The sequence below is a fragment of the Mesorhizobium sp. M0571 genome (genome assembly GCF_040320985.1).
In the GTDB taxonomy this organism is placed as follows: Bacteria; Pseudomonadota; Alphaproteobacteria; order Rhizobiales; family Rhizobiaceae; genus Mesorhizobium.
In genome coordinates, this window is the sequence record NZ_JAMYQT010000012.1 from 168,942 (window position 1) to 189,753 (window position 20,812).

Genomic DNA, 20,812 nt, shown 5'->3' on the forward strand with positions numbered 1-20,812 from the left:
GGAACGGGGGACTGGTGAACGTCGTTGAACTAGGGGCCGCCGGAATCCCGCAAGTTTCCTCCGCCGACCTGATGCAGGCGTTGCCCGTCGCTGTCTACACCACCGACAAACAAGGCTACATCACCTACTTCAACGAAGCCGCTGCCGATCTCTGGGGATATCGCCCGGTGATCGGCCAGGACCGCTGGTGCGGTTCATGGAAGCTTCGCCATCTCGACGGGCGGCCGATGGCGCATGACGAATGTCCGATGGCCGTTGCCTTGGTCGAGGAGCGGGACGTTCGTGCGGGCCGGGCAATCGCCGAGCGGCCGGACGGCCAGCTCATCCCGTTCAGCGCGCATCCGATCCTGCTTCGCAATGAAACCGGCGAGGTTGTCGGCGCCATCAACACGCTGCTCGATCTGCGCACGCAGACGCTGGCCGACGAGGCCGGCATAAGGCTTGCTGCCATCGTCGAATCCTCGATGGACGCCATCGTGTCGAAAGACCTGAACGGTATCATCACCAGCTGGAACGACGCGGCGCAAAAACTGTTCGGCTATACGCCTGCCGAGGCGATCGGACGGCCGGTGACGATCCTCATCCCGCCCGACCACCTGGATGAGGAAACCCTGATCATCAGCCGCATTCGCGCCGGCGAACGGGTTCCTTCATACGAGACTATCCGGCAGCGCAAGGACGGCACCCTGGTCCCGGTTTCGCTCACCATCTCGCCGATACGCGACGGCATCGGACGAATCGTCGGCGCCTCGAAGATCGCGCGCGACATCAGTTCCCACAAGGAGAGCGAACGGCGCATCCGCATGCTCATGCGCGAGGTCAACCATCGCGTCAAAAACCAGTATTCGGTGATCGTCTCGATGATCCGCGAGACCAGCAAACTGGCGAGCACGCCGGCGGCTTTCCTTTCACAGGTTCGGGAGCGCATCATGGCCCTTTCGGAATCCCACGATCTCCTGGTCGATGCCGAATGGCAGGGCGCGACGGTCGGCGAATTGATCCATGCCCAGACCAAGGCCTTCGCAACACAGGCCCGTCTGTCGATGACCGGGCCGACTGTCATGCTGCAGCCGAACGCCGTGCAATATCTCGGCATTGCCTTTCACGAGCTGGCCACCAATTCGGTAAAGCACGGAGCGCTGTCGCGCCATGGCGGACGGGTCGAGATCGAATGGACCGTGACGCCGGCCGCCGATGGCAGCGATGGCTTCCGCCTTGTCTGGCGGGAACTGGACGGACCGTTGGTGGATGAGAAAACGCGACGCGGCTTCGGAACGGTTGTGCTTAAACGCGTTACGCCCCAGGCGCTCAGCGGCACAGGACGCCTCGAGTTCCACAGGCACGGCGTCACCTGGACGCTGGAAGCGCCGCTGCGCTTCGTACAGATGTCGATGGCTGAGATCGCGATTGATTGAAGGCCGCTCGGGCTCGGCAGCCACGACGTGAGCAACCGCAATTCCTTGTGGAAATAATAAGGAGGAGCAGCGATGAGTTGGCTGGGCACCTGGCGGAACCAGTACGGGTCGGTGGTCGAAATAACCGGCGAAGAGGACGGACGGATCAGCGGAACCTTCAGGACGGCGCTGGAGGACAGCGCCTTCTTCGGCATGACGGTGCCCCTGTTCGGAACCTGCCACGGAGACGTCATCGGATTCACCTGTGCGGCCGAAGGGCGGGTCGGAGCCGCAGCGGTGAGCTATACCGGCATCCTCAGGAATGGAAAGTTGGAGATGCTGTGGCACACTGTTGCGGATGCCGCTTTGTCGGCGGAAAAGGAAGGTGCCCCGGCCCGAGCCAAGAAACTTCCTGCATGGCGCGCCTTTGGAACCAGCCTCGATCGTTTTGAACGCGTCTCCTGACTTGTCGCGCCCGCCGCGCGGCATTCAGCTCGCAAGTGAGGCAGCAGGAGCCGTGGTGCGCCGGAACTCGCGCTGACGATGGCGCGTTGGTGAGCCAGGAACGTGCTGTCCGTTACAGGATCGTCCAATGAGCGTGCTTTATCGCGCGGCGAAAATCGCCGAACAGGCCCATGCCGGACAGGCGGACAAGACCGGGCGGCCTTATATCGAACATTGCCGCCGAGTCGTCGATGCCGTCGAAACGCTCGACCAGAAAGCCATCGCCTATCTTCACGACGTTCTCGAGAAAGGCGATGGCTGGAACCGCGACCGGCTGGAGGCGGCCGGGTTTGGACCATCCATCGTGTCGGCCGTCGACGCCCTGACACGCCGGCCGAACGAGCACGATGCCGCTTTCGTTCGCAGGGCTGCGGCCAACCCGCTGGCGTTGCCGGTCAAGCGCGCCGATCTCGCCGACAATCTATGGCAGGCACGGCAGATCGGGGCCTCGACAGCGAAATACGAAGGCGGCTTGCGCATCCTCGACGAGGAATTTGCCCACTGACGAATGACTGTCCGCGCAACCGGTCGATGCGGAATTCAAGCTACTCGGTGACGTGCGGCGTGTGCCGCTTGTCTTCGGCAGGATCGGCCTCGATCCGCGCCTTGTCCGGGTCGAACGCGCCGTGGCGGGCGATCGCCAATGCAGGGGTGTCGGGCGTCTCGTAGGCCCACATGAAATCTTCCGCCGACGAACCGACCGCATGAACACGCCAATAGCTTGCCGTGCCCTTCAACTGGTCGTGGCTCGTTGTGTTCGTCTTTTCCAAAAGGTCGAAATAGATATCCTCGAACGGAATATAAAAGACAGGGTCATGGCCGTCTTCATAGAGCACCTTTGCCCGCTCGCTCGACGCAATGATTGCGTCGGAGAACCGAACGGTCACGGTTCCATCGAATGGGGCAATCGTAAGCGGGCCGGAGCGGCGGCCGGAATTTGCGGCTAAGGGCTGCATTCGACTTCTCCGTTGACTGCGCTGCCTTCTCCAAAACGTGTTATTGCCCGTCAGAGTTCCAGACGGCGGGTGCGACGAGGCCGGCGACGGAACGGTTTTTCAAGGTCGTCGTTGTTTCAGACCTCCGCACGCGCCATAATCGCAATGGCCGCAACTCACCGACTCAACAGCAAACGGACGCCATGCTGGATCGATCGCCCACCCTTCCAAGGTCGCTTGGCGCAGCCCTGCGAAGGGAAGTGCCGCGGTTCACAGCGCCCGGCAACGACACCTCTTGCACCACAATTGCATCCTATAATGTGCATAAATGCGTCGGTACCGACGGCCGGTTCGATCCGGAGCGCGTGGCGGCCGTGGTCAAGGAAATCGACGCCGATATCATCGCTTTGCAGGAGGCCGACGAAAGGACCGGAAGCAGGCAGGGATTGCTGGATCTGGCGGCGCTCGAGCGGGACAGCGACCTCGTCCCCACACATGTCCCGGAAAATCGCCGAAGCCATGGCTGGCATGGAAATCTGATCCTGGCACGCCGCGGCGTGGTCGAAAGCGTGAACCAGATCCGGCTGCCCGGCCTCGAGCCGCGCGGCGCGGTTATCGCGGATCTGGAGCTGAAAGGGGTCGCGCTCAGGATCGTTGCCGCCCATTTTGGCTTGCTTCGGCGGTCACGCTCGCTGCAAGCCAACGCACTTGTCGAAGCCACCCACCCGGTTCTGCGGCCAACCATCCTGCTCGGCGACCTCAACGAATGGCGCGTCCGCAACAGATCCTCGCTGCTTGCCCTGTTGCCGCATTTCGGTCCGATCGATGCGGTTCTGCCGAGCTTCCCGTCGCGCTTTCCGCTGTTTGCGCTCGACCGCATTCTGGCCAGGCCGCCGCACCTGATTTCCAGCATCGAGGTGCATAAGACGCCGTTGGCGCAGCGCGCCTCCGACCATCTGCCGATCAAGGCCCGCCTGAACCTGGACGCGATAAGGCAGCCGCGACTGCAACCAGAATGAAGCTGGAGGGTTGTTAGTCAAATTTTCAGGTTGTTTGCTTCGCTGATATTTGCCGGTGCACTTCATGGATACAGCCATTTCGCGGTTTGCCCAGGACAAGATCGCGGCCGGCAATAGCGGGCTGCTGCTGATCGCCGACAATTACGATGCGTTTGCCGCGCGAATCCTCACCGCGCGCAGTGCCACAAGCAGTCTCGATTTGATGTACTATCTCTGGCACGACGACCACAGTGGCCGGCTGCTGATGCAGGAGGTCGTCAAGGCGGCGGAGCGCGGCGTCCGCGTCCGCCTGCTTCTGGACGATATCAATCCGCGCAACAGCGATGCCGCTTACCTGGCGCTTAACAGTTACAAAAATATCGAGCTGAAGCTTTTCAACCCCAGCGGCATGAGGAACGGCAGCATCTTTCGGTCGCTGGAGATGGTCGCCCGGCTGTTTGCGATGACCCGCCGCATGCACAACAAGGCCTGGATCGCCGACGACAGCATGGCCATCGTCGGCGGGAGAAACATCGGCGATGCCTATTTCGACGCCGCGGAGACGAATTTCCGCGATCTCGACCTGTTGCTTCTCGGTCCTGCCGTAGGGCAGACGATGCAGATCTTCGAGGCCTTCTGGAATTGCGAGGCGGCAAAGCCGATCCAGCTGCTCAACCCGGCTGCTGCGGGCCCGCGCGCCGATTTCCTCGACAATCTCGATGCGACCGCGGACGGCCAGCTTTTGAACAGCCTCAGTGCCTGGCGCACGATCACGGAGTTCATTGCAGCGCACAGCGACGTCTGCTGGACGAAAGGCGTTCGCGTCATTTCCGATCCACCGGAAAAGGTGCGCGGCAAAAGGCGCAGGAACTGGCTGACCAAAGAGCTGCTTCCCGCTATCGCGGCGACCAGGCAGCGCCTCGAAATTGTCTCGCCCTATTTCATCCCCGGCCGCACCGGGTCGACCATCCTGTCGCAACTGGTGGACCGCGGCGCCGAGGTTGCAGTCCTGACCAACTCGCTCGCTGCGACAGACGTCGCCGCCGTGCACGGCGCCTATGCCAAATATCGCCGCAAGCTGCTCAAAAGCGGCATCCGGCTTTTCGAATTGCAGCCGTTCAACCGCCAGGCCAACATCTCCGTCTTCGGCTCAAAGGGAGCCAGTCTCCACACCAAGGCTTTTACGGTCGACGACACGCTGGGATTTGTCGGTTCCTTCAATTTCGATCCGCGTTCGGTGTCGTTGAATGCGGAAATGGGCGTGCTTTTCCACGACACCGACCTGGTGATGGAATTGCGCCGGCGGTTCGACCGCGAAAAGTCGCCGCAGACGAGCTACCAATTGGTCCTGGACAAAGGCACCTTGCGGTGGCTCGGCATGGCGGATGGCGAGATGCAGCAATATTCGCGTGAACCGGACGCCAGTCTCTATCGGCGCATCGTTGCAGCGCTGGTCGGATACCTGCCGATCGAATCGCAATTATAGAAGCGACGGATTTGTCGGAACGCAACTCTTGTCGGAACGCAACTCGGGATCGCGAGTTGTAACCGTTGTCCGGAGCATGCCTATGAAGACCGCGATATACAGTTTTCTTGCCGAGCTTTTGCCGTTCTGGATGGCGCACAAACGCAAAATGCGCGCCGCCGGCGCTGCTGAGCGGTCGACACGACCGGTTGCTGCGGGTGACGATGTTCAGCCGTCGGGCGAGCCGAATCGAGCAGCACCGGCCCGACGGCGCAACACGTCTTCGAGCGGGATGCGGCCAAATTAAATCCCGCTCCAACTGTCTGATTAGCCTCATTTCTGTGACGCTAAATGATTACATTTGGCTGAAAGAGCTCTAGCTCCTTGGCGATCACGCTATTGTCGAGTATCGCTATTCGAAATCCGACGTTGCCAAGCATCCATTTTGCAGCACGTACGTTAATGGCACTACAGTTTGCCGCTATAGGTGAGCGCCATGAGTGATAGTGCGATAGAATTCTTGCAGGACTGGATTCACGAAAACCTTCATGTGCCGCCGCCTCCGATCAGGCTTGAAAAGGAGGCGGAAATCCTCGCCAAGGAGTGCAAGGAAGAGGCGGCCGACGCCGGCGTACCCATCGAAGATATCGAGGAAGAGGTTGGCGACCTCAAGGATCTTCTCGTCGCCAAGCTCGAAGAGGCAGCCGAGGACGAGGCCAGGCAACTCAATGGCAAGCGCCGCGACATGAATAGCGCGGCTGAACCCAGCGGTCGGGCGACCCTGCAGAACATCTTTGATTCAGGGCGGTCCGAACAAATGCGCCGCTGAGGACGCCGCAATCTCCTAAGCGTTTTCAGCGGCTTGCCGTGGGTCAGACTTCGCACGGTCCGCTCCGGACTGAAGGAATGACGCCATCGCGTAAACCTTTTCGCGGGACGTGCGTTGTTGGGTTTCAAGCCAGGGAGATAACCATGCAGATGAAATCGGAAATCGCTGGCGAGGCCGCCAAGCAACGCCACATCCAGCGCCGGATCGACGAGAAGGACAAGTCCAAATCCAAGGGCAAGCAAAAAGGCGCCATGCAGGCCGGCGCCCGCAAATATCCCGAGCCGCCCTTTCCCGAGCAGCATCAGCCGAAGCCGGGGCATGAATGGGCGATCGAGCCGGCGCCGCTTTACGATGCGCCATTCTATATCGGATCGAAAAAGCTCGACGGTAAAGTGGCCGTCATTACCGGCGGCGATTCCGGCATCGGCCGCGCGGTGGCCGTGCTCTATGCGCGTGAAGGCGCAGACGTGGCGATCGTCTATTTGTCCGAGGACAAGGACGCCAAAGAGACCAAGAGGGCCGTCGAAGCCGAAGGCCGGCGCTGCATCCTGATCAAGGCCGACGTCAGCGAACGCGACCACTGCCACAACGCGGTGGCTGAGATCGTGCAGGAGTTTGGGCGGATCGACGTGCTGGTCAACAACGCCGCTTTCCAAATCCATTCCAGCGACTTCAGCGAGCTGACCGAAGAGCATTTCGATACGACGCTGAAGACCAACCTCTACGGCTATTTCCACATGGCACAGGAGGCCGTGCCGCATATGAAACCCGGCTCGGCGATCATCAATAGCGGCTCCGTGACCGGCATCGAGGGTTCGAAGCAACTGGTCGACTACTCGATGACCAAGGGCGGCATCCATGCCTTCACCCGGGCGCTCTCGGGCAACCTCATCGAGAAGGGCATAAGGGTCAACGCCGTGGCGCCGGGTCCGGTATGGACGCCGCTCAATCCGTCGGACAAGGAAGCCGGCGACGTTTCGCGGTTTGGCGCGGACACGCCGATGAAACGGCCGGCACAACCGGAAGAGATCGCGCCAGCCTATGTGTTCCTCGCCTCGCCGCACTGCTCGAGCTACATTACCGGCGAGATATTGCCGATCGTGGGCGGTTACTGACGACATGTATTTCATCGCCCTGGCGACGGACTATGACGGCACGCTGGCGCATGAGGGGATCGTCGCCGAAAAGACGCTTGCGGCGCTCGAGCGTTTCAAGAAGAGCGGACGCAAGCTCATTCTCGTCACCGGGCGCGAGCTGCCCGACCTCAAGCGCGTCTTTCCCGAAGTCGCGATCTTCGACAAGGTCGTCGCGGAAAACGGCGCACTGGTCTACACGCCGGCCAGCGAGGAGGAGCGGGCGATATCTCCGCCGCCCGCCCCCGAGTTCGTCGCCAAACTCAGGAAACGCGGTGTCAAACCGCTTTCGGTCGGACGCTCGATCGTCGCGACGTGGGAACCGCATCAGGTTACCGTGCTCGAGGTCATCAAGAAATTGGGGCTGGAGCTGGAAATCATCTTCAACAAGGGCGCGGTGATGATCCTGCCCAGCGGCATCAACAAGGCGACCGGGCTGATAGCCGCGCTTCAGGACCTCAGACTGTCGCCGCACAACGTCGTCGGTGTCGGCGACGCCGAAAACGACCACGCCTTCCTGCGGGCCTGCGGCTTCAGCGTCGCGGTCGACAATGCACTGGCGGCGGTCAAGGACACCGCCGATCTTGTGACACGCGGCGCGCGCGGAAAAGGCGTCGAGGAACTGATCGCCAAGGTGGTCGAGCGCGATCGTGAGCTTGTTCCGAGCCGCGACGGTATTCTGCTTGGCTCGGACACCGGCAAGGAGGTGTACCTGTCGCCAACCGATACGGTGCTGATCGCAGGCAGTTCGGGCATTGGCAAATCGACCTTGGCGACCGCACTGACGGAGCGCTTCGTCGAGAGAAAGTTTCAGTTCTGCATTTTCGATCCGGAAGGCGACTACGACGGCCTCGAAGGCGCCGTTCGGCTGGGCGACGGCTCGAATGCACCGACCGAGACGCAGCTGCTCGATCTTCTGGAGAAGCCGGACAACAACCTGGTCGTCAACGGCCTGGCGCTGCGCGTCAACGAGCGGCCGGACTTCTTTGCCGACCTGCTGCCGGGCCTTGGCAGTCTTCGTTTCCGCACGGCAAGACCGCACTGGCTGATCATCGACGAGGCGCATCACCTGTTGCCGAAGCGGCGCGACGATACGCCAATGGTGCTGGCGATGGAATTGCCCGGCACGATCCTGATCACGGTTCATCCGGACGCGATCTCAACCGACGCATTGCGGCTGGTCACCGCCGTCATCGCACTCGGCCCCAAGGCGAAGAAAGTCATCAAGACGTTCTGTCGCGAGACCGGCACCGAACCGCCAAAGAATCTACCTTCGCCAAAAGACGAGCGCGTGCTGTTCTGGCGGCCGCAGGCGCACAAGAAACCTGCCATGGTCGAGGCGATCGAGCCGCGGCAGTCGCTCAAGCGCCACAGCCGCAAATATGCCGAGGGCCAGCTCGACGAGAAGGGCAGCTTCTATTTCCGCGGCCCCGACAACGCGATGAACCTCCGCGCCCACAATCTGATGATTTTCGCCCAGATCGCCGAGGGCATCGACGACAAGACCTGGGAACACCATTTGCGCGCCGGCGACTATTCCGAATGGTTTCGCCACCAGATCAGGGACAAGGAACTGGCGCGCGAAACCGCCGAGGCGGAGAAAGACAAGGCGCTTTCGGCGCAGGAGAGCCGCAACCACGTCTTGGACGCGGTGCGCCGCCGCTATACCGCTCCCGCCACCGCGCCGAAGGAATAAATGCAAACTGCGCCCAACCGGTCCCAAGCCGGCTGAGTTGGAGAGATCAGACGATCAGATGATCGATCCTGACCGGCAGGTCGCGGATGCGCTTGCCGGTGGCGTGATAGACCGCGCTCGCGACCGCGGCTGCTGTCCCAACATTGCCGAGTTCGCCCAGTCCTTTGACGCCAGCCGGGTTCACCTCGTGATCGATCTCCGGCACGAGGATCACCTCGAGTTGCTTCACATCGGCGTTGACCGGCACCAGATAGTCCTGCAGGTCGCGATTGACGTAGCGCGCGTAACGCTTGTCGATTTCCGTCGCTTCGTGCAAGGCCTGGCCGATGCCCCAGATCATGCCGCCCATCAGCTGGCTGCGCGCGGTGCGCGTGTTCATGATGCGCCCGGCGGCAAAGGCGCCGACGATACGTGGCACGCGGATCTCGCACGTATGGCTGTTGATGCGCACTTCGACGAATTCCGCGCCAAAGGCGTATTTCACCGAATCTTTGTCCTGGTCGCCGCCATGGAATTCCGACTGCCCGGCATAGAGCTTCTTCAGGGCCTCAGGTGACGACCCCTTTGGCGCGAACTCGGCATATTCCTCGATCGCGCCGATCTGCATCGTCTTGAAGACGTCCGACAGCTTGGCCGACTTGCCGTTGTCCGCGACGATTTTCTCTTTCTCCATTTCGAGCTTGGCGTTGCCTGACCCGGCCAGCGGCCCGTCCTCGGCGACGGCCGCGGCGAAGAGCTTTGCGCGGACGGCATCGCAGGCTTTCAGCACCGCCGAGCAGACGCTTGCCGTCGAAATCGACCCGCCGGACACCGGCGCCGGCGGCAGGGCGCTGTCGCCCATTTCGACGCTGACCTTGTCAATTTCTATCCCGAGCCGTTCGGCTGCCATCTGGCCCGCCACGGTGCGCACGCCGGTGCCGATCTCATGCGAGCCGCATTGGACGCGAACCTCGCCGTCGGTGGTCAGGCGGACACGGGCGGCGCATGGCGCCGCCGCCGTCGGATAGATGGCCGTGGCGCAGCCCATGCCGACCAGCCAGTCGCCGTCACGCATCGAGCCGACCGCGGCCTCGCGCTTCGTCCAGCCGAAGGCCTTGGCGGCCTGGTCGTAGCATTTCAGCAGCGAGCGGCTGGAGAACGGCCTGCCGCCGATCGGCTCCTTTTGCGGCTCGTTGATGCGGCGGAACTCGATCGGGTCCATGCCGAGCGCCACCGCCATCTCGTCCATGGCATTTTCCAGCGCATAGACATAGGGCGTCTCGGGCGGCGAACGCATGTAGCCGGGCGTGTTGCGGTCGGCATGGACCAGCGAGACGTGCGTCAGCACCGAGCCGTAATTGTACATGCGGCCGGTGGCGGAGGTGCCGCCGACGACATAGGGATCGGGCCGCGAGGTCACTTCCCAGCCTTCGTGCGCGAAGGCGGTGATGCGGCCGTCCTTGTTGGCGCCGATGCGAATGCGATGCCGAGTCTCCGCCCTGTAGGTCTGCGTGCCGTACGCCTGCATGCGGCTGACGACGCAGCACACCGGCCGGCCGATCCGGCGGGCTGCCTCCGCCACTATCGCCGTGCGGGCCGTCATCGGCCCCTTGGAGCCGAAGGCGCCGCCGACATAGGGACTGACGATCCGCACATTGGCCGGGTCGATCTTCAACTGCCGGGCGAGCTCGGCCTTCCAGCCGGTGACGTTCTGGCTCGGCTCGTAGACCGTGAGTTGGTCGCCCTGCCAGACCGCCGTCGTCGAGAACAGCTCGATCGGATTGTGGTGCTGGGTCGGCGTCGAATATTTCTCGTCAATCCTCACGGCGGCTGCGGCATAGGCGGCGTCGAAGTCGCCGGCTTTGACGTCCTCCTTGAACAGCGGGCTCTTGCCGGCAGCCGGCTCCATTTCCGTTCCATTGGAATCGAAGCCGGCGCTGGGCGTCTCTTCGGCATAATCGGCGCGGATCAGGGCTGCTGCTTCCTCGGCTGCCTCGAATGTTTCGGCTACCACCAGCGCGATGATCTGGCCGTCGTGGAAAATGGTCTTGTCATGCAGCGGAGCGATCGAACTTGCGCCGGTGTTGCCGAATTTCGGCCTGTCGATGCCATCCATGTCGCCGACGCTGACGATATCGAAAACGCCGGGCACCTTACGCGCCCTTTCGAGCCGGACGGCGGTGATGCTGCCCTTGGCGATGTTGCTGGTGGCGAGCGCGCCATAGGCGATATTTGCGGTTGGGAGGTCGGCCGAATAGCCGGCCTGTCCGGTGACCTTCAGGCGGGCATCGATCCGGGGAACGGGATTTCCCATGTTCTCTTTCGGCGCGGGAGCAGCTTGGTTCATCGGTCAGACCTTCATATCGCGCGTTTCGAGCAGTGCCCGCACAAGCGTGCGCTTGCCGAGCGGTATCTTGAACGCATTGTGTTCGCGCGGTTTCGCCTCGGCGAACGCGGCTTCGGCGGCAGCTTCGACCGCATCGTCGTCGAGTACCTTGCCGCTCAGCGCTGCTTCGGCCGCCCTGGCGCGCCATGGCACGGTCGCCACGCCGCCAAGCGCGATGCGCGCCTGGCTGACCGTGTCGCCGTCCATGTCCAGGGCCACGGCGGCCGAGGCGAGCGCGAACGCATAGGATTCGCGATCACGGATTTTCAGGTAGCGCGAGCGGCGGCTCCAGGCGCCGAGGGGCACCTCGATGGCCGTGATCACCTCGTCGGGGGCGAGATCGGTCTCGACATTGGGCGTATCTCCCGGCAGGCGATGCAACTTCGAAAATGCTATCTTGCGCATACCGCGCCTTGCCTCGACCTCGACCGTCGCGCCGAGCGCGATCAGCGCCTGAGCGAAGTCGCCGTGATAGGTGGCGATGCAGGCGTCGCTGGTGCCGAGGACCGCATGTTGCCGGTTGAAGCCTTCCATGGCCGCGCAGCCGGAGCCCGGCTCGCGCTTGTTGCACGGCCAGGAGGTCTCGCGAAAATACTCGCACCGCGTCCGTTGCAGCACATTGCCGGCCAGGCTCGCCATGTTGCGGATCTGACCGCTAGCGGCGAATTTCAGGCTTTCGGCAAGGACCGGGCAACGGCGCTTGATCTCGCCTGTGTCTGCTGCCTCGCCCATGCGGACCAGCGCGCCGAAACGGATACTGTCCTCACCGACCTCGATCTGCCGCAGGGCTCGATCACCGAGACCGTTGAGATCGACCAGCCGCTCGGGCTGTGCCACGCCAAGCTTCATGTAGTCGGCCAGATTGGTGCCGCCGGCGATGAATTGCGCATCGGCCTCGGTCGGCGGAACACTCTCGGCGGCAAAACGGGAAGCAATGGCGGCCGCCGCGGACACGCTGGCCGGTCTCTCGTAAACGAAGGGGCGCATCTCAGGCTTTCCTTGTTTCGTCCCGGGCCTGCACGACGGCCGCGACAATGTTGGGGTAGGCAGCACAGCGGCACAGATTGCCGCTCATATATTCGCGGATGCCGTCTTCGGAGCCGGCATGGCCTTCGTTGATGCAACCAATGGCGGACATGATCTGGCCGGGCGTGCAGTACCCGCATTGGAAGGCATCATTGTCGATGAAGGCCTGTTGCATCGGATGCAAATTGCCATCGGCGGAAGCGAGCCCTTCGACCGTGGTGATCTCGTGGCCCTGGTTCATGACGGCGAAGCTCAGGCACGACAGCACCCGCTTGCCGTCGACAAGAACGGTGCAGGCCCCGCATTGGCCGTGATCGCAGCCTTTCTTGGTGCCGGTCAGGCCGACATGGTCGCGCAGTGTGTCGAGGAGGCTGGTGCGATTGTCGAGGGCGAGATTGTAAGGCTGCTTGTTGATGCGCAGTGAGATCGCCGACAGATCGCGCGGCTCGGCCGAAGCGGCAGCTTGCGGCGCGGCGGCTTTTGCCGACGTGGCCATAAGCGGCCCTGCCGCAGCCGCCGAAACGGATCCGGTCATGAAACTGCGTCGGCTCAGGCTGGCAAGGGTGGTTTCGGACATGGCTGGCTCCCGACTGGCTGGGTCTCAAGCCGGCCGAACCAGTCATGGATAGCAAGGTTCCCCTGCCTCACGCGTCTGTGATCCTATGTTCATCCGAACCGTGCCGGGGAACTCTCGAGCCGGCTTGCCGTTCAAGCTGATCGGGCAGAAACCGACTTGGCGTCTGGAGCGAAATCATGAAATCACAGCTTGTTGCCGAAAGCGCCGGCCAAAGAACATTCGTCGTTGTGCTTGACCCCGGCGAAGAGGCGTTCGCGCAGCTGACGTCCTTTGCGGTCGACAACGGCATTGGCAGCGCATCGCTGACCGCGCTTGGCGCTTTCGAAAGCGCAACCGTCGGCTGGTTCGACCCCGGGGAAAAGACCTACCAGAAAATCCCCGTCCGGGAACAGTGCGAAGTGCTGAGCGCGATCGGCGATGTTGCCATCGGCGACGACGGCAGGCCCAGCCTGCACGTCCACGCCGTGCTTGGACTGAGCGACGGCAGCACAAGGGGCGGCCATCTGCTGGACGCCATCGTTCGCCCGACGCTCGAGGTCACATTGGTAGAAACACCTGGCCATCTGCGCCGCAGGCACCGTCCCGAACTCGGGGTCGCCTTGATTGATTTGGAGGCGTGAGCCGATCACTTCCTCGATTTAACTGCGGCGGTCTCGGGTGCGCCTTCCCAGCCGAAGACGCTGCGGCCGCCGAGCAGATGCGATTGGTCGAACTCCCCGGCGACGATTTCCTTCAGGCTCGGCCCGGTGGCATAGCGCTCGACCTGCCGCGACTGGTCGTCCAGCCGCCGCAAGGCGCCGATCTCTTCGTCACGGCCGAGCCTGGCCTTGTGGACAGCCGACTTCAGCACGCCGATCGTCTCGTCATAGACCTTCAGCGGCACAGGGAACGGGTGCCTGTCCTTGCCGCCATGCGCCAGCGAGAAGCGTCCTGGATCGGAAAAGCGGCACGGCGCGCCATGCACGACTTCGGCGACCAACGCCAGCGCCCGCACCGTGCGCGCGCCGACATTGGGCACCAGGAGAAGCTCGGCGAAATCCGTCGGACCGCGCTCAGCCGCAGCCGCGATATTGCCGTGCAGGCGGCGCATGACGACATCGCTTTCGCGCACATCGTGATGCGCCGGCATGACCAGATGCGGCAACAGCGGTTGCGCCGGCTCCGGCGCCGGAGCCGAACCTCGTTCCAAAGCGGCGAGCTCCCTTACGATGCGATCCGGTCCAAGGTCGTGCAGAAGGTCCAGTTGTCCCTTGCGCGACGCACCGGCGCGGCGGTCGGTCAGGTTGACGATCTCGCCCTGGTTGGCACCTTCGATGGCGGCATGCGGCTGGTCGACAAAGCTCTTCAGGCCTTCGGACAGCCAGTGATAGCGGCGCGCCACCTTGCTGTCGCCGTTCATGCCTTGCTGCACCACCACCCAGTTGCCGTCATCGGTGACGATGAAGCCGTGCAGATAGAGATCGAAACCGTCCTGGACCGCGGCGCTGTCCACCTTGGCGACAAGCCGGCTGGCAGTCGCCAGGCCTTCTCCGTCGAGGCCGACACGCTCGCCGATCAAGGCAAGCTCGTGCGGGGTTTTGCGCGAATGCGCGCCGCGACCGCCGCAAACGTGAATGCCGAGCTCGCCGGAAAGCGGCGACAGGCCGCGCTTCAAGGCACCGACGACGCTGGTGGTGATGCCGGAGGAATGCCAGTCCATCCCCATCACGGCGCCAAAGGACTGAAACCAGAACGGATGCGCCAGCCGGCGCAGCAATTCATCGCGGCCGTAGTGGTGGATGATCGCCTCGCACATGACCGCGCCAAGACGCGTCATGCGGTCGCCGAGCCATTTCGGCACGCGCCCGCCGTGAAGTGGAAGATCAGCACTTCCCGATCGTTGTGCCACGTTCTTTTGCTTGCTCCTGAGTCCTGCTCGACAGATAGGTAGCGGAAGCGGAGTAGAGAAGCGATGACCTGCTTCAGGCCACGATCGTTGCACACCGCTACCGGGCAGGTTCGCTGAGGAGATCAAACTTTTGGATCTCGCAATGCTCGCCCACCGATGCCAGCAGATCCATTGGCGCTGCCCCAGTGTCCGGCCGTCTCCAACTGATCTCGAACGAGAATACAGGGTCTTTGAGATCTGGGCGCCTCTCTATTGCGACGAGGCGTGCCCGGTAGCCAAGCGGCCCAATGATCGTATCGAGTTCCTGTCGAGCTGCGGCCTTCCAGGTCAACGCCAACTGAGCATGATGTTCGCGCGACATTCGAAGGTCGACCCATTTCAGGACGAGCAAGGTGGCCAGCGTCAGCGCCGTGCCGGCCGCGCCCAAGCCGTATTGGCCACCACCGAAAGCCAATCCGATCGCCGTCATCACCCACAATGTTGCCGCCGTGGTGACACCGCTGACAAGACTGCCGCGGCGAAGAATGGCGCCGCCGCCGATAAAGCCGACACCGGTCAACACGCCCAGCGGAAAGCGCAAGACGTCCATCGATGCAAACGAATCGGGATGCTTGCCAACGGTCTCCAGCAGAATGCTGGCCTGGATCATTGCGATGGCGGCGGCCAGCCCGACCAGCACCGTTGTGCGTAACCCCGCCGCGTGCCCGCGTGCCTCCCGGTTGAGCCCTATCAACAGGCCGGCGAGCGCGGTCAGAAGCAACCGTGCCGCGATGTCTTGCCAAACCGGAACAACGAGCAGCATCGCGGTCACCCGTCAGGCGAAGCCGCTGTTGGCCCTGGTCTGTTCGACATTGTTGTCGCAGCCGGCCGGATCAGGGTCGAGGTCAAAGCGAGTAAGGGCAAGAGCGTCTTCATCGCAAATTCCTTTCGTCGCGATAGGCAACAAACGATGCGCTTAGATTTTGGTTGCGCAGCCGGCGATTCATCTCGGCGACGAGGCAGCGGCGGAACAAAACCTTCGACCCGCGGGTTGGTGGGTTCACGCCAACGAAGGATTTTCAATCATGGTCCGCTTGCTGGTTGCCGGAGCTGTCGCTTACCTGGCCTATCGCATCACCAAGGAGATCGGCGGGTCCGACGAGGTCGATCCACTGTCGCCTTCGCCGGCACCGAACGGCCGCAAGATGCCGAAACGGCAAAGCGAGGCGCAGGGGAACGGGCCGCTGCGGTAGCGAATGCCTTAGCGGCGGCATGGACCAGCCATGACCATTTTTCCGTTGCCGCTCGACCTTCGTCCTATGGAAGCCAAAGCCGCCGACGCTATCCCCGACGATGACGGGCTTTGGCAGTACGAACCGAAATGGGACGGGTTTCGCTGCCTGGTGTTCAAGGATGACGATGCCGTCGATCTTCGCGCAAAATCCGGCAAGCCGCTTGGCCGCTATTTTCCCGAACTGATCTCAGTGCTGCGCGATGTGAAGTCGCGACAGTTTGTTGCCGACGGCGAGATCGTCATCGAGGTCGACGGCTCGTCTTCGTTCGAGGCCCTGCAAATGCGCCTTCATCCCGCCGAAAGCAGGATCCGCAAGTTGAGTTTGGAGACGCCTGCCATGCTGGTCCTGTTCGACATGCTGGCCGAGCCCGGTGGCAGGGTCATCATCGAAGAACCCCTCACCGCCAGGAGACGGGCGATCGAAGCCTTTGTCGCGTCGGCGGGACGGCCCGAACTGCGCCTGTCCAAATGCACACACGATGCCGCTGCCGCTGAGCGCTGGCTGCAGGACGCCGGCCATGGCTCGACCGACGGTATCGTTGCAAAACTGATGGCCGAGCCATACCGGCCTGGCGAGCGCGTCATGATCAAGGTCAAGCGGCTGCGCACCGCAGATTGCGTGGTCGGCGGCTTTCGCTATCTCGCCGGCAGCAACGAAGTCGGATCCCTGCTGCTTGGCCTCTACAACAACGAAGGCAGGCTGGACCATGTCGGGTTCACCTCGACTATCGGCAAGGACGACAGAGCCGCGCTGACCAGACGGCTGGAAAAGCTGCGGGCCAAACCGGGTTTCACCGGCAAGGCGCCGGGCGGACCAAGCCGCTGGAGCACGGAGCGCAGCGGACAATGGGAGCCCATAAAGCCTGAACTGGTGGTGGAGGTTCGTTTCGACCATGTGACAGGCGATCGGTTCCGGCACGGAACCAAGCTGTTGCGCTGGCGGCCGGACAAGGAGCCCCGGCAATGCACGTTCGAGCAGATCGAGTAACGCCACCCCGAGGCAACGCTTCAAGGCTCTTGCTGCCCCGTTCTGTCGTCCACGACGGAACCAATGCAGAATTCACTGGTTCGCCGCGCTAGCCGAGCCTCGGCTATCCATTGCCGAGGCTCGGAACGGTCTGGAGATTATGCGGCTTCTTGCATAGCCCGTTCGTTAACGCCGCTCTCGCCGAGCTTGGAAAGCGCCTCGTCGGTCGCGACCTCTTCCTTGAGCGTTGCCCTGAGAAGCTCGACAACGTCGCTCTTGCCGAATTCTTCCGCCCATGCAATCAGCGTACCGTAGCGAGCGATCTCGTAGTGCTCGACGGCCTGCGCCGCGCCGACAAGCCCGGCGTCGAGGGCGGGAGCACCGTTATACTCCTCGAGCACTTCCGAGCCTTCCTCGAGGATGCCGTCGATCGCCGGACAAGTCTTGCCGCGCGCCGGCTTGCCCATTATCTCGAAGACCTGTTCGAGTCGGTCGACTTGGGCTTCGGTTTCCATACGGTGCTTCTCGAACGCGGCTGTCACTTCTTCCGACTCCGCACCCTTGGCCATTTTCGGCAGCGCTTTCAGTATCTTCTTCTCAGCGTAGTAGAGGTCTTTGAGCCCGTCGAGGAACAGGTCCTCAAGGCCCTTGCTTGCCGTCTTCGCGGCTTTTTTCGTAGTCGCCATGATCCTCTCCCGAATGGTTGGTGGCCGCCTCGCAAATTGGAGGCGTCCGATAACCCTCCGATGGGAAACAAGTTCCCTGACGGATCAGGAGCTTTGAAAATTTTTCCGACGGCGCTTGCGTGGTATCGCGAGGGGCCTCGACCTGCGGCAGCAACAGGCGCGGAGAGCACAGTCAGCGCTCGCCGATATGTCCGACCAGGCGGATATATTCGGCCTCGGCCAGGCCATAGCCGCCATCCGCCAGCGCAATGAGCCCATCGCGGTCGCGGATGATGATTTCGCCGCGGCGGGACCGGATGAGCCCTCGCCCCTCAAGCAGCTGGAGCGCGACCGTGACACCCGGCCGCCTTACGCCAAGCATGATCGACAGGAATTCGTGAGTGATCGTCAGCCGGTCGCCAGCCACCCGATCGTCACACATGAGCAGCCAGCGCGCCAGCCGGTCTTCAAGCTTCGATCGCGCGTTGACCAGCGCGGTGTAGCCGGTCTGGACATGCAGATATTGCACATAGCGTAACAAAAACAGCCGCAGTGTCGGGCTTTGCGTCAGCGCTGCCTTGAATGGCTCGGCGTCTATCCTGGCGGCTTCTCCCGCCAGTTGAACATAGCATTCATGGACCGTGTGGTCGTCGCCCATCACCAGGGCGGAACCGGTCATACCTTCCAACCCGATAAGGCCGACTTCCGCATCGCTGCCGTTCGGCATTTTCGCAACCACTGAACCAATACCATCCTCGAGGAAATAGATGGCCTTAATCGGCGATCCCGATACTTCGAGCGATTCCCGCAACTCCAGCGAACAGCGCTCAATGTGCGGCTCGAGCAACGCAAAATCGTCGGCGCTCATCCGGCGCAGCAGCTTGTTTTTATATGATTTTTGAGTCGGAATTGCAGGATCAGACATGGCTCGGCCCAAAACAGGGCAAGAGCATTTTGATCTCCCAGCCGTCCGCGCCCGGTATAACGTTCAGACGATGTTTCTTATATAAGGGTTGGAAGGTATGGAGCCTACTAATAAATAAATGAATCGATGCACGGCAGTTTTCTCCTGCCGCCTGCCTACGAAAACATCCGACTGAACGTTAGAGTTGGAAACGTACCAAAGGCTGTTTGGTACGAATAGACAATCGAGAATGTCTGGTACAAAAGAGCCCGTCGCTAGAGGCAACGGGCTCCTCTCGGGCGTCGTGGGCTACGCCCGCTGATCCAAATGAGGGTGGCTTGGATCACTGCAATAATGCAGGTGAAAGACAGTTGTTCCCGATCTGTCCGCTCGGTAATTTCCGTACATTGAGTTTGGCAGAAAGCGGCGCTAATTGAATCGAAATCGTCCACACAGAGATGGCGAGTGGACGCTTGAAAGACGCTTCGCGCTTTCGCCCTTTTTCAGGGAGGATGGCATGTCGATGCAAGGTGCAGCAACTCCAGCCGAACTGAGCGTGCTGAGAAAAGCGCTCGACGACTGCTGCCGCGAGTTGGGTGTTGCGGACGACAGTCCGGTCCGTGAGCGGTTGGCCGCTCGTATCATGTTGCTGTTCAACGAGGGCGTGCTTCGTGCCGATTTAAAAGCGGCACTGGCTCCCGATCGCCAACACTAAGCTGCTGCTATGGTGGGGTCCTTGGTGCCGAAGGGGTCGGCACCGGGTCCCCGTTTTAGCCAGAAATCCTGGAAAATCTTATCTTTTCACGACAAAACGCCCACCGCTTAGTTGCCGAGCGGCAGGCGTTTTTCTCGTGAGCGTGACGCTAAATGCGTCCAAGCACGACCAGGATGATGACGATGAGCAGCACCAGGCCGAGGCCGCCGCCGCCGTAATAGCCGGTGCCGTAGAACGGTCCGCCGCCCAAGCCGCTGAAGCCGCCAAGCAAGGCAAGGACCAAGATGATGATGAGAATGGTTCCAAGGCCCATGATGTCTGCTCTCCTTGTTTGCGCTGCCGCCATTCGCATCAGCGCGTTCACATTGTACAAAGGTATGAACTCGCAAAGAGCATTCCTGTTCCGGCGCGACAGCAAGGCGCACGCACATACAGCGAGGAAAATGCCGAGCTGTGCAATGGCGCGCCGGCCGCCTTGAACACCCGAGAACATGCTGAATTCATAGGAAATTTGTCGGAACCTTCGCGCGCCCGAACGGTTGTTTTCGTAGTCGCAACGCGCGACGACCCTCGTAAAAGGAGAAGCATCATGCTCACGAAAATTCTCGCAGCTTCGGCGCTTACGATCGGTCTGGCCACGTCAGCGATGGCGCAGAACGCCGGCGACCCCTCCGGAGCCGCTGCCGACGGCAGCGGGCGGACAGTCGTAGTCCCGGATAACGGCGTCCCTGACACCGGCACGGATTCGACTATCACCAACAGCATTCGCGATTTCTCAACGACGAATTCGAATGCCGACCGGAATTGCCCGCCGAGCCCGCAGGGGGCTCAACCCGATGCGACCGGCAAGGCTCCGGGCACGATGGCGCCGACGGTGAACGATAACCACTGCGGCAAATAAGCGCCCGTTGATCATAGCCTGACGAGGCTGCGGAGCGTACGCTCCGCGGCCCGTTGGTTTGCGATGAAATCGGCCGTCTAACGGCAGCGGTGGTCGAAGCTGACTGCGATCTCCCGACCGTCCAGCGCCCGAACGATGAAGCCAACCAGTTCTTCGTCGGTTTGCCGGAAGGAGGGAAAGCGTTGGCGCAAATCGGCTATGACGACAGTGGTCGAGAGAATGTCGCCGGAATGATAGTCGGCCATGACGGTATGGACGGCAGTGTCGGTATCAATACCGATTCCAAGCGGCGACTTGATCTGCCCCACGGAAGCCTCCACCCATCTCTCCCAGCCGACGATAGCAAGACTGCGGCAAAACGAAAGAGCTTGTACGATTCCGTACGATCTCGCAGGTTCCGTTGCACTTTTCAGGACCCACCCGGCGTCCTTTGCCTTGCGCGTTTCCAAATCATTTGTTTGGCGTTGGGGGGGGGGGGGGGGGCCCCCCCCCCCCCACGTCTTCCTTATGTTGGCGCTAACGCCGCGCGCGCGATGGCAGCAACATGCAGCGACCAGTAGCGCTGTCCGCCTTGGTA

The 20,812-nt window shown here is 62.0% G+C and carries 23 protein-coding genes; 13 read left to right on the forward strand and 10 right to left on the reverse strand.

All coding sequences use genetic code 11. The annotated features are described in order from the left end of the window. Positions 1 to 14 precede the first annotated feature (14 nt). From NKI85_RS16625 to NKI85_RS16635, 3 genes are all read left to right on the forward strand, one after another. Complete coding sequence (locus tag NKI85_RS16625; protein WP_352525727.1) at positions 15 to 1,415, forward strand: PAS domain-containing HWE histidine kinase family protein; 1,401 nt, start codon at positions 15 to 17, stop codon at positions 1,413 to 1,415. A gap of 72 nt (positions 1,416 to 1,487) precedes the next feature. Further along, on the forward strand, positions 1,488 to 1,859 hold the full coding sequence (locus NKI85_RS16630; RefSeq protein WP_352525725.1) for an avidin/streptavidin family protein: 372 nt from the start codon (positions 1,488 to 1,490) through the stop codon (positions 1,857 to 1,859). 127 nt (positions 1,860 to 1,986) lie between these two features. Next, positions 1,987 to 2,403, forward strand: coding sequence for an HD domain-containing protein (locus NKI85_RS16635; protein WP_352776989.1), 417 nt, complete (start codon positions 1,987 to 1,989; stop codon positions 2,401 to 2,403). Positions 2,404 to 2,443: 40 nt separating this feature from the next. On the opposite strand, the gene NKI85_RS16640 is transcribed toward NKI85_RS16635, so the two are convergent. Then, entirely contained in the window at positions 2,444 to 2,854 is a 411-nt protein-coding gene (locus NKI85_RS16640; RefSeq protein ID WP_352525721.1) for a DUF427 domain-containing protein, read from the reverse strand. A gap of 182 nt (positions 2,855 to 3,036) precedes the next feature. Between NKI85_RS16640 and NKI85_RS16645 the strand changes: the two genes are divergently transcribed. The 5 genes from NKI85_RS16645 (at position 3,037) to NKI85_RS16665 (ending at position 8,954) form a co-directional block, all read left to right on the forward strand. Next, the gene (locus NKI85_RS16645) at positions 3,037 to 3,852 is read left to right on the forward strand and encodes an endonuclease/exonuclease/phosphatase family protein (protein WP_502896033.1); all 816 of its coding nucleotides are present in this window, start codon (positions 3,037 to 3,039) and stop codon (positions 3,850 to 3,852) included. A 64-nt stretch (positions 3,853 to 3,916) separates the two neighbouring features. After that, on the forward strand, positions 3,917 to 5,317 hold the full coding sequence (locus NKI85_RS16650; RefSeq protein WP_352525718.1) for a phospholipase D family protein: 1,401 nt from the start codon (positions 3,917 to 3,919) through the stop codon (positions 5,315 to 5,317). Between the two features lie 475 nt (positions 5,318 to 5,792). After that, on the forward strand, positions 5,793 to 6,125 hold the full coding sequence (locus NKI85_RS16655; RefSeq protein ID WP_352525716.1) for a hypothetical protein: 333 nt from the start codon (positions 5,793 to 5,795) through the stop codon (positions 6,123 to 6,125). Positions 6,126 to 6,268: 143 nt separating this feature from the next. Then, entirely contained in the window at positions 6,269 to 7,240 is a 972-nt protein-coding gene (locus NKI85_RS16660; RefSeq protein ID WP_352525715.1) for an SDR family oxidoreductase, read from the forward strand. Positions 7,241 to 7,244: 4 nt separating this feature from the next. Then, on the forward strand, positions 7,245 to 8,954 hold the full coding sequence (locus NKI85_RS16665) for an HAD family hydrolase (protein ID WP_352525714.1): 1,710 nt from the start codon (positions 7,245 to 7,247) through the stop codon (positions 8,952 to 8,954). Between the two features lie 46 nt (positions 8,955 to 9,000). On the opposite strand, the gene NKI85_RS16670 is transcribed toward NKI85_RS16665, so the two are convergent. From NKI85_RS16670 to NKI85_RS16680, 3 genes are read right to left on the reverse strand one after another with little or no spacing between them, the layout of a single operon-like run. Beyond that, positions 9,001 to 11,280, reverse strand: a complete 2,280-nt coding sequence (locus NKI85_RS16670) for a xanthine dehydrogenase family protein molybdopterin-binding subunit (protein WP_352776993.1) — start codon at positions 11,278 to 11,280, stop codon at positions 9,001 to 9,003. Positions 11,281 to 11,283: 3 nt separating this feature from the next. Continuing rightward, entirely contained in the window at positions 11,284 to 12,306 is a 1,023-nt protein-coding gene (locus NKI85_RS16675) for an FAD binding domain-containing protein (RefSeq protein WP_352525711.1), read from the reverse strand. 1 nt (position 12,307) lies between these two features. Then, entirely contained in the window at positions 12,308 to 12,922 is a 615-nt protein-coding gene (locus tag NKI85_RS16680; protein WP_352525709.1) for a (2Fe-2S)-binding protein, read from the reverse strand. A 176-nt stretch (positions 12,923 to 13,098) separates the two neighbouring features. On the opposite strand from NKI85_RS16680, the gene NKI85_RS16685 reads away from it, so the two are divergent. Continuing rightward, positions 13,099 to 13,542, forward strand: a complete 444-nt coding sequence (locus NKI85_RS16685) for a PPC domain-containing DNA-binding protein (protein WP_352525707.1) — start codon at positions 13,099 to 13,101, stop codon at positions 13,540 to 13,542. A 5-nt stretch (positions 13,543 to 13,547) separates the two neighbouring features. On the opposite strand, the gene NKI85_RS16690 is transcribed toward NKI85_RS16685, so the two are convergent. Both NKI85_RS16690 and NKI85_RS16695 read right to left on the reverse strand, forming a co-directional pair. Continuing rightward, positions 13,548 to 14,810, reverse strand: coding sequence for a DUF763 domain-containing protein (locus tag NKI85_RS16690; RefSeq protein ID WP_352525705.1), 1,263 nt, complete (start codon positions 14,808 to 14,810; stop codon positions 13,548 to 13,550). 97 nt (positions 14,811 to 14,907) lie between these two features. Continuing rightward, complete coding sequence (locus NKI85_RS16695) at positions 14,908 to 15,612, reverse strand: MgtC/SapB family protein (protein WP_352525958.1); 705 nt, start codon at positions 15,610 to 15,612, stop codon at positions 14,908 to 14,910. Positions 15,613 to 15,874: 262 nt separating this feature from the next. Between NKI85_RS16695 and NKI85_RS16700 the strand changes: the two genes are divergently transcribed. Then, positions 15,875 to 16,042, forward strand: a complete 168-nt coding sequence (locus NKI85_RS16700; RefSeq protein WP_352525703.1) for a hypothetical protein — start codon at positions 15,875 to 15,877, stop codon at positions 16,040 to 16,042. 30 nt (positions 16,043 to 16,072) lie between these two features. Next, entirely contained in the window at positions 16,073 to 17,071 is a 999-nt protein-coding gene (locus NKI85_RS16705) for an ATP-dependent DNA ligase (protein WP_352525702.1), read from the forward strand. Between the two features lie 137 nt (positions 17,072 to 17,208). Here the strand turns inward: NKI85_RS16705 and NKI85_RS16710 are convergent, their stop codons facing one another. After that, positions 17,209 to 17,736, reverse strand: coding sequence for a YciE/YciF ferroxidase family protein (locus NKI85_RS16710; protein ID WP_352525700.1), 528 nt, complete (start codon positions 17,734 to 17,736; stop codon positions 17,209 to 17,211). A gap of 172 nt (positions 17,737 to 17,908) precedes the next feature. Beyond that, positions 17,909 to 18,583, reverse strand: a complete 675-nt coding sequence (locus tag NKI85_RS16715) for a Crp/Fnr family transcriptional regulator (protein WP_352525698.1) — start codon at positions 18,581 to 18,583, stop codon at positions 17,909 to 17,911. Between the two features lie 553 nt (positions 18,584 to 19,136). Here NKI85_RS16715 and NKI85_RS16720 point away from each other — a divergent pair. Beyond that, positions 19,137 to 19,334 (forward strand): hypothetical protein, encoded by a 198-nt coding sequence (locus tag NKI85_RS16720; RefSeq protein WP_352525696.1) that lies wholly within the window; start codon positions 19,137 to 19,139, stop codon positions 19,332 to 19,334. A 148-nt stretch (positions 19,335 to 19,482) separates the two neighbouring features. Here NKI85_RS16720 and NKI85_RS16725 read toward each other — a convergent pair whose 3' ends face one another. Next, positions 19,483 to 19,647 (reverse strand): DUF3309 family protein, encoded by a 165-nt coding sequence (locus tag NKI85_RS16725; protein WP_023720548.1) that lies wholly within the window; start codon positions 19,645 to 19,647, stop codon positions 19,483 to 19,485. Positions 19,648 to 19,923: 276 nt separating this feature from the next. On the opposite strand from NKI85_RS16725, the gene NKI85_RS16730 reads away from it, so the two are divergent. Beyond that, positions 19,924 to 20,235, forward strand: coding sequence for a hypothetical protein (locus tag NKI85_RS16730; RefSeq protein ID WP_352525694.1), 312 nt, complete (start codon positions 19,924 to 19,926; stop codon positions 20,233 to 20,235). Positions 20,236 to 20,312: 77 nt separating this feature from the next. Here NKI85_RS16730 and NKI85_RS16735 read toward each other — a convergent pair whose 3' ends face one another. Then, positions 20,313 to 20,543, reverse strand: coding sequence for a hypothetical protein (locus NKI85_RS16735; RefSeq protein ID WP_352525693.1), 231 nt, complete (start codon positions 20,541 to 20,543; stop codon positions 20,313 to 20,315). Positions 20,544 to 20,812 lie beyond the last annotated feature (269 nt).